Raw genomic sequence first — 9931 nt, forward strand, 5'->3', positions numbered from 1 at the left:
TCGATCGATCGATCGATAGCCTCGGGCTATGCGGGTTGATGCGGTCTTCGAGAACGCCACGGTCTGGACGGGCGTGGGCGTCACCAGCGCACTCGCCGTCCTGCACGGCCGGGTGGTCGCGCTCGGCGACGACGCGGTTTCGCTGTCGGCGCGCTCCCGCGTCGACCTCGCCGGGGGCTTCGTCGTGCCCGGCTTCCACGACGCCCACAACCACATGGCGTGGTTCGGCATGGGCCTCGACGACGTCCCGCTGAGCGACTGCCGCAGCGTCGAGGAGGTCTACGACGCCGTCGCCGCGCGGGCCGCGACGCTGCCGCCGGGGAGTTGGGTGGTCGGCAGCGGGTACGACCAGAACAAGCTGGTCGGCGGGCACCCCGACCGGCACGGCCTCGACCGGGCCGCACCGGGGATGCTGGTGCGGCTCAAGCACACGTCCGGACACATGACCGTGGTGAACTCGGCCGTGCTCGACCAGCTCGACCTGGCGCACGTCCCGGTGGGCGGCGACGTCGTGCTCGACGCCGACGGCTCGCCGACCGGGCTGCTCCGCGAGCAGGCCCAGCTGCTGCTGCGGCCGCTGACCTACCCAACCCCCGTCGAGCGGGTCGTGCGCGGGCTCGACCGGGCGTCCGAGCGGTACCTGGCCGAGGGCATCACCAGCGTCCAGGAGGCCGGGATCGGCGGCGGCCTGGTCGGCGAGACGCCCGCCGAGCTGGCCGCCTACCAGATCGCGCGCGACAGCGGCGTGCTGCGCGTGCGCAGCACGGTGATGGTCGCCGCGAGCGTGCTGCACGACCTGCCCGACGGCGCCGGGTTCGGCCTCGACCTCGGCCTGCGCACCGGCCTCGGCGACGAGTGGCTGCGCGTCGGCCCGATGAAGTTGTTCGCAGACGGCTCCCTGGTCGGGCGCACCTGCGCGATGCACGACCCCTTCGACGGCGAGCCGGACAACCGCGGCTACTTCCAGGTCCCCGAGGACGAGCTGGCCCGCACGATCCGCCGTGCCCACGAGGCGGGCTGGCAGATCGCCACGCACGCGATCGGCGACCGCGCGATCACCGTCGTCCTCGACGCCTACGAAGCCGCGTTAGCTGCTTCGCCGCGTACGGACCACCGGCACCGCATCGAGCACTGCGCGGTGCTTCAGCCCGCGGAGCTGTCCCGGCTCGCCTCGCTCGGCATCATCCCGTCGCCGCAGGGCCGGTTCGTCAACGAACTCGGCGACGGCATGCGCGCCGCGCTCGGCGAGGCGCGCGTCCCGTGGTGCTACCGGCTGCGAAGCGTCCTGGACGCGGGTTGCGTCCTGCCCGCGTCTTCGGACCGGCCCGTCGTGAACGGCGCTCCGCTGCTCGCGCTGGCCGACATGGTGCGTCGGCGCACGGCGTCAGGCGCCCCCTTCGGGCCCGAAGAGGCGTTGACGCCGGAGCAGGCGTTGCGCGCGTACACATACGGCTCGGCGTACGCGACCTTCGTCGAGCGTGACCTGGGCACGCTCGAGCCCGGGAAGCTCGCCGACTTCGCCGTGTTGTCGGGATCGCCGCTGGCGGAGTCCGCTTTGGACGAGCTCAGCGTGCAAGGCACCGCCGTCGGCGGCGAACTGCGTTATCAAGCGTGATGGCTCACTTCCTCCCCACGAACTCGAGTGCTTCCTCGGCCAGCGCGGACCAGGACAGCGTCGATCCCGGGTCCAGCGCCAGCCATTCCTTCATCGGCGTGCCCTTGTTGGCGTCGAAGCGCACGCCGTGGCCGCCGTCGACCAGCTCGTCCACTCTCGCCCGGGGCAGCTTCAGCACCAGCCGCCCGCGGACGAACATGGCGAAGATCCGCCCGTGCGCGCGCAGGGCGGAGCGGCCGAAGCCGCCGGTCGCGCCGGGTGGCGTGATGCCCGGGCGTCCGGTGAACTCGTCGACCAGGTCCTCGAACCGCTGCTCCGGTGACATCGACCACCTCCGAGCCCGACAGTAACGACCACCACCGACAGAAACGGGAGGCGAGATGCCCGTCCGGGACGCCGTCTTCGAAGACATCGAAGAAATCTGTGCGCTCATCGAGGAGCACGCCGTCTACGAGGACAAGCACGACCTCAAGCTGGACCGCGCCGAGATGAGCGGGCACCTGTTCGGCCCCGACCCGAAGGCGTGGGTGCTGATCGCGACGCCGCCGGGCGAGCCGGGCACGGTGGCCGGGTTCGCGTTCTGCAGCTGGAACTTCTCGACGTGGGAGGCGCGGCCGGGCATCTGGCTCGACGACCTGTTCGTCCGGCCCGCGCACCGGCGCTTCGGGCTCGGCAGCGAGCTGCTCGACGAACTGCGCAACCGCACGACCGGGCGCGTCGAGTGGGACATGCAGGAGGGCAACGAGAAGGGGAAGGCGTTCTACGCGCAGCTCGGCGCGGAGCCGGTCCCCGGCTGGGTCCGCTACCGCTGGCGGCCGTGAACTTTCACGAGAAAGAACCCGGCCCCGTATCGTATGCGGCATGGGAGATGGTTCGGTCCGGAGGTCTTCGTCGGTCGAAGACTACGTCCGGGTGATCTACGGCCTGGTCGAACGGGGTGAGGCGGTCACCAACACGTCGCTCGCCGGCCGGCTGGAGGTCAGCCCGTCCTCGGCGTCGGGGATGGTCACGAAGCTGTCCCAGCTGGGCCTGGTCACGCACGTGCCGTACCGCGGCATCGAGCTGACCGCGGACGGGCGGCTCTTGGCGCGCTCGGTGCTGCGGCGGCACCGGCTGATCGAGACGTACCTGGTGTCGGAGCTTCGGCTATACGTGGGACGAGGTCCACGCGGAGGCGGACGCGCTGGAGCACGCGGTGTCGGACCGGCTGGTCGAGCGCATCGCGGCGAAGCTGGGCAACCCGGTCCGCGACCCCCACGGCGACCCGATCCCGGCCCCGGACGGCAGCGTCGAGGAGCTGCCGGTGCGGATCCTCGACGACCTCCCGCCGGGGGCGGTCGGCGAGATCGTCCGGGTCTGGGACACGGACCCGGAACTGCTGCGGTACCTGACGGAGCACGCGATCAACCTGGGCGAACGCATCGAGGTCGTGGAGCGGCAGCCGTTCGGCGGGCCGATGGTGGTCAAGGTGGGCTCGCCGCCGGACGCCGCCACGCACGCCATCGGCAAGGAGATCGCGCAGGCGTTGTCGGTCACCCTGCGCTAGACCCGAGCGCCCCAATGTGGCCTTCGGTGCGTCTGACGCACCCAAGGCGGCCTTCGGTGCGTCAGACGCAACCAATGTGGCCTTGGGGCGCTTGGGACGTCGGGGTGCGTACGCGCGGGTGTCGTCGCTGAGCGGATGTGGTGACACCGCCTGCGCGCCCACCATTAGCCGCATGAAACCCTTCCGCTTCGGCGTCGTCGCCGGTTACGCCCCTGACCTCCGCTCCTGGACCGCGCAAGCGAAGCGCGTCGAAGACCTCGGCTTCGACACCCTGCTCGCCACCGATCCCGTCGGCACCGCCGATCCCTTCGTCCTCCTCGGGGCCGCCGCCGCGGTCACCGATCGCCTCCGGCTCGGCACCTTCGTGCTCGCCGATCCCTTCCGCGATGCCAAGGCCCTCGACTGGCAGGCCCGCACCCTGCACCAGCAGACCGGTGGCCGCTTCGAGCTGGGGCTCGGCGTCGGGCGGCCCGGGGCCGAAACCCACGCCGCGCACCTCGGGCGCGAGTTCGGCTCTCCGGGTGAGCGCATCACACGGATGGCCGAGACCATCGCCGTCCTCAAGGGAACCGCCGACCGGCCGCGGCTGGTGCTCGCCGGCGGTGGGCCGAAAATGCTGGCGCTCGCCGCGCAAGAAGCCGACACCCTCACCTTCACCTGGGCGCCGAAGACCACCGAAGCCGAGGCGGAGTCCATTGTGGAACGGTTCCGCGAGCTCGTCGGGGCGCGGCTGCCCGACATCGAGCTCGGCCTGAACCTGATGGCCGTCGGGGACGCGCCCTCGCCGGGGATCGCGCGCTGGGCCGGGGTCGACGTCCCCGAGCTCGCCGCCGCCGACGCCGTCACCGTGCTGCCCGCCGATCCGCGGCGAGCCGCGGAAAGGCTTCTCCGGTGGCGGGAACGGTGGGGGATTTCCTACGTCACGATCAACTCCGGCTACGCCGAACCGTTCGCGGCGATCGCGGCGGAAGCCCGCACGGCAGGTGGGTGAGGGCCCTTCCGATCTTGCGAACCGGCGCCTACGCTCCAATGTTCGTATTCGGGAGTGCTTCGGAGCGTTGTGATGACCGGTCAGCGAACACGCACCATGGACCGGGGGGAACAGGCGGAGCTGAGCCAGCTGCTGGCCGCCGGGCCGTTCGACGTGGCCCTGCGGGCCGCGATCCGCGCCCGCGGCCTCGGCCTCGACCGGATCCGCTATCGCTTGCGCGGCAGGGGAACCACGGTCAGCCTCGCCACCCTCAGCCACTGGCAGTCCGGGCGGTGCCGTCCGGAGCGGCCGGAGTCGTTGGAGGCCCTGCGGAATCTCGAGGACATCCTGAACGTGCCGGACGGCTCGCTCAGCAAGCTCCTCGGCCCGCCGCGGGGGAGAACGCGGTTCCACACGCCGACCACCACGCTCAATTGAGCGGCACCAAGGGAAATCCGCTCAGTTGAGCACGCGTAGGCTCGGCCCATGCGTGCTGTGGTGATGGAAGAGTTCCGCGTCCCGCCGGTCGTCCGCGAGGTGCCGGACCCGGTGGCGCCGCCCGGTGGCGCGGTGATCGAGGTCGACGCGACCGGCGTCTGCCGCAGCGACTGGCACACCTGGCAGGGCCACGACTCCGCCGTGACGCTCCCGCACGTCGCCGGGCACGAACTGGCCGGCCGCGTCGTCGCGCTCGGCGACGGCGTCCGCGGCTGGGAGCTCGGCGCGCGCGTCACCGTGCCGTTCGTCTGCGCGTGCGGGTCCTGCGCCCAGTGCGCCCGCGGCGACCAGCAGATCTGCGACCGCGAGTTCCAGCCCGGCGCGACGCACTGGGGTTCGTTCGCCGAACGCGTCGCCATCGAGCACGCCGAAACGAACCTCGTCGCGCTGCCGGACTCGCTCGGCGCGGCCGAAGCCGCCGCGCTCGGCTGCCGGTTCGGGACGGCGTTCCGCGCGGTGCTGCGGCAGGGCCGGGTCACCGCGGGGCAGTGGGTTTCGGTGTACGGCTGCGGCGGCGTCGGGATCTCCGCCGTGCTGCTGGCCGTCGCGGCCGGGGCGAAGGTGGTCGCGGTCGACGTCTCGCCCGGCGCCCTCGAGCTGGCGGCGAAGTCGGGCGCGGCGCTGACCGTCGACGCGTCGGCGTTCGACGGCCCGGAAGCCGTCGCCGGGCACGTGCGCGAGCTGACCGGCGGTGGCACGCACGTCTCGCTCGACTGCCTCGGCTCGCCGTCGACGTGCGCGGCTTCGGTCGGCAGCCTCCGCAAGCGCGGCCGCCACGTCCAGGCCGGGCTGATGCCGCCCGAGCAGGGCGTCGCGCCGATCCCGATGCACCGGGTCATCGGCGGCGAGCTGGAGCTGGTCGGGATCCACGGGCTCCAGGCCCACGAGTACCCGGAGCTGCTGCGGGTCGTCGAAACGGCGGGGATCGACCTCGCCGCGCTGATCGGGCGCCGCATCGGGCTCGACGACGTGCCGGCCGCGCTCGCCGAGATGAACGACCCGGTGCCGGCGCGAGCGGGCGTCACTGTCGTGACGTTTCGTGACTGATCCGCGTCGGCGTGGTCAAGTGACCCGTTCGTAGCTGATCCACGCTGGCCTTGTGACATTCAGGTGTGGGAACGTCTGGTCATGGTGGCCCAACGCGAGGGGAACCGGCCGCAGGAGCGTCTCGTTGGTCCATTGGGGCGCGTCCTGCGGCTGCTCGCCACCAGCGGCGTCACGGTCCGCGGTCATCGCGTGGTCCCGTCGGCGATCACCGAGCGTGCGCGACGGGAGTCTCCGGCACAATCGAGGTGATGGACGCCCTCCTGCCGCGCCCGCGGGCCGAGCTCGCGCCCGGCGCCGTGCACGTGCCCGACTGGCTGAGTTTCGCCGAGCAGCGTGACCTCGTCGCGGCGTGCCGCGGCTTCGCGGGCTATCGCCACACGCGGCTGCCGAACGGCGGGGTGATGTCGGTGAAGTCGGTGTGCCTCGGCTGGCACTGGTACCCGTACGGCTATTCGCGCACGACGGGTGAGGGCACGCCGGTGCTGCCGTTCCCCGGCTGGCTCGGCGACCTCGGCCGCCGCGCGCTGGCGGACGCGTACGGCGAGCCGGCCGACGGCTACGAGCCGGACATCGCGCTGGTCAACTTCTACGACGCGGCCGCGAAGATGGGGCTGCACCAGGACAAGGACGAGCGCAGCCTGGCCCCGGTGGTGTCGTTCAGCCTCGGCGACGCGTGCGTGTTCCGCTTCGGCAACACCGAAACCCGCGGCCGCCCGTACACGGACGTCGAGCTGCGGTCGGGCGACGTGTTCGTGTTCGGCGGCCCGTCCCGCCTGGCCTACCACGGCGTGCCGAAGACGTTGCCGGGCACGGCGGACCCTGCGCTCGGCCTGACCGGGCGGCTCAACATCACCCTGCGGGTCTCCGGTCTCTAGTCCTCTTTGGACTCTTCCGGGACGACGATCAGCCGGACGGCGAGGGCGCGCGCGCCTTCCGGGTGCTGCCCCGGCTCGGTGACGTACTTCCAGACCAGGTCCTGGTACTCCTCGACGAACGACGTGACCTGCTCTTTCGTCAGGCGCAGCCCGGCGCGGTGGATCTGGTTCCAGCCCTCGGCGCGGTCGTACCCGGCGTACGCGCGGGTGACCAGGCCGAGGTCGTGGCTCAGCTTCAGGGCGCCGAGCTTCGTCGCGGCCTCGCGCTCTTCCGGCGTCAGCTCCAGGCCTGGCGGGGTGTAGATGTCCTTCAGCAGCGACCGCCACCAGCGTTCGCGGCCGGTGGAGCGCTCCTCGATTTCGGCGATCAGCTCGAGGTCGGCGAGCTTGCGGAGGTGGTAGCTGGTCGTCCCGGTGCTCTCGCCGAGGGCCTTCGCGACGCTCGTCGAGTTCGCCTCGCCGTGTTCGCCCAGGTAGGACAGGATGTCGCGGCGCACGGGGTTGGCGACGGCCTTGTAGAAGGCCTTGAGGTCCGCGCCCGTGAGGACGCGCTTCGCGGGACGTTCGACCATGGGCGGAGCCTACTACAGAGACTGTTTGCAAAAAATCTCTGCAATCGGCTACCGTGGTCGGGGAGATCGGGGGTTGCGATGCGAAGACTCTTGTGGGCGGCGGGGTTGGGCCTGCTGCCGTGGATCGCGGTACTGGGGATGACGCTGCCGGACGTCGTCGCGGCGCAGCACTGGCGGCTGGCCTGGACGGGCTTCGACGCGGCGGAGGCGCTCGGCCTGCTCGCGACGGCTTGGCTGCTCGGGCGCGACGACCCGCGCACGCCACTGATCGCGACGGCCACGGCGACCCTGCTGCTGGCCGACGCCTGGTTCGACGTCGTGACGGCCGGGGACGACGTCGTGTTCTCGCTGCTCATGGCCGCGCTGGAGGTGCCGCTGGCGGCGGCGTGCCTGGCCGTCGCGCGACCGGCGGTGCGGGCGCATGTCTGAACTGGACCCGCACCTGCGCGACGAGATCGACGACCAGGTCGCCGAGGCGTTGGATGCTTACCTGGAGGAGCGCGGGGTTTTGCGGGGCAAGAGATTGTGGCCGCTGTGGGTGGCGATCGTCGCCACGAATATCGCCTGGGTGGTGGTCGTGAGTGGCAAATAGGGTTAGAACCCCAATCGCCACTCACGACGCGGGACGGAACCGGACTGTCTGGCCCGGCCGCAGCTGGGCGGCGACGTCCAGGTCCGCCTCCTCGACCACCGCGATCACCGGGTAACCACCCGTCGTCGGGTGGTCGGCGTGGAACAGGATCGGCCGACCCGATGGCGGCACCTGCAGAGACCCGGGCACGCACGCCTCGGATGGCAGCTCGTCGTGACGGGCACGGCTCAACGGCGGCCCGGTCAGCCGGATGCCGACGCGGTCGGAGTCCGGCGAGACCGTGTACACAGTGGACAGAAGCTCGTCCGGCGAAGTGAACCAGTCCCGACGCGGCCCCGGAGTCACGCGCAACACTGGCGAATCCGGCAGAGCAGCCCGCGGCGCGAGGTCCACGACCGGGAAAGTCCGGGGCGCCGGACCCACCGGCAACAGCATCCCGGCGGCCAACGGCGGCGGCCCGAGCTTGCCGAGCGTGTCCGTCGAGCGGGATCCCAGCACCGGCGCGACGTCGATCCCGCCGCGCACCGCGACGTAGCAACGCAGGCCCGCCGAGGCCGTGCCCAGCACCAGTTCGTCCCCGGGCCACAACGTGATCGGCGCGTTCTGGCCACCCGGCGACACCGGGCACGGCGCCCCGGTGACCGCCACCGTCGTGAGCGCCGACGCCCGCAGCACCAGTCCGCCGAGCGTGACCTCCAGGGCCGCGGCGTCCGGCGGGTTGCCGACGAGCCGGTTGGCCAGCTCGAACGAGCCGCGGTCGGCGGCGCCGGACCGGCCGACGCCCAGGGCCGCGTGGCCGGGCCTGCCGCGGTCCTGCACCGTCGTCGTGAACCCGGGCCGGACGACTTCGAGCTTCACCGCGCCACCGCCGAAAACCGGACGCGCGTCCCCGGCGGCAGCAGGTTCGGCGGGTCGCGCTCGACGTCCCACACCGGCACGTCCGTCCGGCCGAGCAGCCGCCAGCCGCCGGGGGACGCGCTCGGGTACACCGCGCTGTACTCGCCCGCGATCGCCACCGATCCGGCCGGGATGCGCGTGCGCGGCGTCGACCGCCGGGGCACGTGCAGGACCGGGTCCGAACCGGACAGGTACGCGAAGCCCGGCGCGAACCCGCAGAACGCCGAGACGTACTCACCCGCCGTGTGGCGCGCGATCAGCGCGTCCACGCTCATGCCCGTCTCTTCGGCGACCTCGGCGAGGTCCTCGCCGTCGTACACCACCGGGAGCACCACCTCGCCGGCTTCCGCCGTCGCACTGTCCACAGGGGACACGTGCCGCAGCAGCGCGCCCAGCCGGTCCGCGTCCGTCATCGCCGGGTCGAAGCGGACCAGCAGCGTCCGGGCCGCCGGGACGAGCTCGACCACGCCGTCCGGCGGCTCCCGCGTCAACGCCGCCTGGAACCCCAGCACGTCGCCCGTCTCCACCAGCACCGCGCGGCGCCCGCACGGCAGCAACCGCACGGTCATCCGGTGAACGCGGACAGCGGGACGTCCGCGGTGCTCAGGCCCTCGCGGATCCGGCGGGCCAGCTCCACCGCGCCCGGCGTGTCCCCGTGCACGCACAGGGAATCCGGGCGCAGGTCGAGCTTTCCGCCGTCGGCCGTGACGACGCCGTCGCCGGTCGCCATCGCGACCGCGCGCTCGGCCACCGCCTCCGCGTCCTGCAGCACCGCGCCCGGCAGCTTGCGCGACACGAGCCTGCCTTCCGCCGTGTAGGCCCGGTCGGCGAACGCCTCCGCGTAGGCCACCACGCCCGCTTTTTCCGCCTGCCGCTGCATTTCCGAGTCCGGCAGGCAGAGCAGCGCGAGCCCGGGGTCGTAGCGGCGGAGGCCGTCGACGATCGCCGCCGCCTGCTCGACGTCGGCCGCCGCCGTGTTGTACAGCGCGCCGTGCGGCTTCACGTACGTCACGCGGCTGCCCGCCGCGCGGGCGAACGCGTCCAGCGCACCGATCTGGTAGAGCACCTCGTTCGCCAGGTCGTCCGGCGCGATGTCGAGCGCGCGCCTGCCGAACCCGGCCAGGTCGCGGTACCCGACGTGCGCGCCGATCGCGACGCCGCGCTCGGCCGCCAGCTCGCACACCCGCCGCATCACCGACGGGTCGCCGGCGTGGAAGCCGCACGCGACGTTCGCGCTGGTCACGATGTCGAGCATGGCCTCGTCGTCGCCCATCTTCCAGGCGCCGAAGCCCTCGCCGAGATCGCTGTTCAGATCCATT

The 9931-nt window shown here is 72.3% G+C and carries 13 protein-coding genes and 1 pseudogene; 9 read left to right on the top strand and 5 right to left on the bottom strand.

Going from position 1 to position 9931, the window contains the following annotated elements; genetic code table 11:
• Positions 1-28: 28 nt before the first annotated feature.
• Complete coding sequence (locus QP939_RS18960) at positions 29-1615, top strand: amidohydrolase (RefSeq protein ID WP_285458107.1); 1587 nt, start codon at positions 29-31, stop codon at positions 1613-1615.
• A 4-nt stretch (positions 1616-1619) separates the two neighbouring features.
• Here QP939_RS18960 and QP939_RS18965 read toward each other — a convergent pair whose 3' ends face one another.
• Positions 1620-1940 carry a hypothetical protein gene (locus QP939_RS18965; protein WP_285458108.1) on the bottom strand — a complete coding sequence of 107 codons (321 nt, stop codon included), beginning with the start codon at positions 1938-1940 and terminating at the stop codon, positions 1620-1622.
• Between the two features lie 55 nt (positions 1941-1995).
• On the opposite strand from QP939_RS18965, the gene QP939_RS18970 reads away from it, so the two are divergent.
• The 6 genes and pseudogenes from QP939_RS18970 (at position 1996) to QP939_RS18995 (ending at position 6551) form a co-directional block, all read left to right on the top strand.
• Positions 1996-2436: a GNAT family N-acetyltransferase gene (locus tag QP939_RS18970; protein ID WP_285458109.1), complete on the top strand. Its 441-nt coding sequence runs from the start codon at positions 1996-1998 to the stop codon at positions 2434-2436.
• A 40-nt stretch (positions 2437-2476) separates the two neighbouring features.
• Positions 2477-3161: pseudogene (locus QP939_RS18975) on the top strand (metal-dependent transcriptional regulator).
• Between the two features lie 172 nt (positions 3162-3333).
• Complete coding sequence (locus QP939_RS18980) at positions 3334-4152, top strand: LLM class flavin-dependent oxidoreductase (RefSeq protein ID WP_285458110.1); 819 nt, start codon at positions 3334-3336, stop codon at positions 4150-4152.
• 72 nt (positions 4153-4224) lie between these two features.
• On the top strand, positions 4225-4569 hold the full coding sequence (locus QP939_RS18985) for a transcriptional regulator (protein WP_285458111.1): 345 nt from the start codon (positions 4225-4227) through the stop codon (positions 4567-4569).
• Positions 4570-4617: 48 nt separating this feature from the next.
• A complete protein-coding gene (locus QP939_RS18990; protein WP_285458112.1) occupies positions 4618-5676 on the top strand; it encodes a zinc-binding dehydrogenase in 1059 nt (352 codons plus the stop codon).
• A 248-nt stretch (positions 5677-5924) separates the two neighbouring features.
• Complete coding sequence (locus QP939_RS18995) at positions 5925-6551, top strand: alpha-ketoglutarate-dependent dioxygenase AlkB family protein (protein ID WP_285458113.1); 627 nt, start codon at positions 5925-5927, stop codon at positions 6549-6551.
• Here the strand turns inward: QP939_RS18995 and QP939_RS19000 are convergent.
• A complete protein-coding gene (locus QP939_RS19000) occupies positions 6548-7123 on the bottom strand; it encodes a winged helix-turn-helix domain-containing protein (RefSeq protein ID WP_285458114.1) in 576 nt (191 codons plus the stop codon). The genes QP939_RS18995 and QP939_RS19000 overlap by 4 nt on opposite strands.
• 78 nt (positions 7124-7201) lie before the next feature.
• Here QP939_RS19000 and QP939_RS19005 point away from each other — a divergent pair, with 78 nt between their 5' ends.
• Entirely contained in the window at positions 7202-7552 is a 351-nt protein-coding gene (locus tag QP939_RS19005; protein ID WP_285458115.1) for a hypothetical protein, read from the top strand.
• Positions 7545-7715: a hypothetical protein gene (locus QP939_RS19010; protein WP_285458116.1), complete on the top strand. Its 171-nt coding sequence runs from the start codon at positions 7545-7547 to the stop codon at positions 7713-7715. Before QP939_RS19005 ends, QP939_RS19010 begins: the two co-directional genes overlap by 8 nt.
• A 21-nt stretch (positions 7716-7736) precedes the next feature.
• On the opposite strand, the gene QP939_RS19015 is transcribed toward QP939_RS19010, so the two are convergent.
• Genes QP939_RS19015 through QP939_RS19025 form a run of 3 tightly spaced genes read right to left on the bottom strand, consistent with a single transcriptional unit; the run spans position 7737 to position 9930 of the window.
• Entirely contained in the window at positions 7737-8573 is an 837-nt protein-coding gene (locus QP939_RS19015) for a 5-oxoprolinase subunit C family protein (protein ID WP_285458117.1), read from the bottom strand.
• Entirely contained in the window at positions 8570-9181 is a 612-nt protein-coding gene (locus QP939_RS19020; RefSeq protein WP_285458118.1) for a 5-oxoprolinase subunit B family protein, read from the bottom strand. The genes QP939_RS19015 and QP939_RS19020 overlap by 4 nt, the downstream gene beginning before the upstream one ends.
• The gene (locus QP939_RS19025) at positions 9178-9930 is read right to left on the bottom strand and encodes a LamB/YcsF family protein (RefSeq protein WP_285458119.1); all 753 of its coding nucleotides are present in this window, start codon (positions 9928-9930) and stop codon (positions 9178-9180) included. The genes QP939_RS19020 and QP939_RS19025 overlap by 4 nt, the downstream gene beginning before the upstream one ends.
• Position 9931 lies beyond the last annotated feature (1 nt).

This window comes from Amycolatopsis nalaikhensis (genome assembly GCF_030264295.1).
Classification (GTDB): domain Bacteria; phylum Actinomycetota; class Actinomycetes; order Mycobacteriales; family Pseudonocardiaceae; genus Amycolatopsis; species Amycolatopsis nalaikhensis.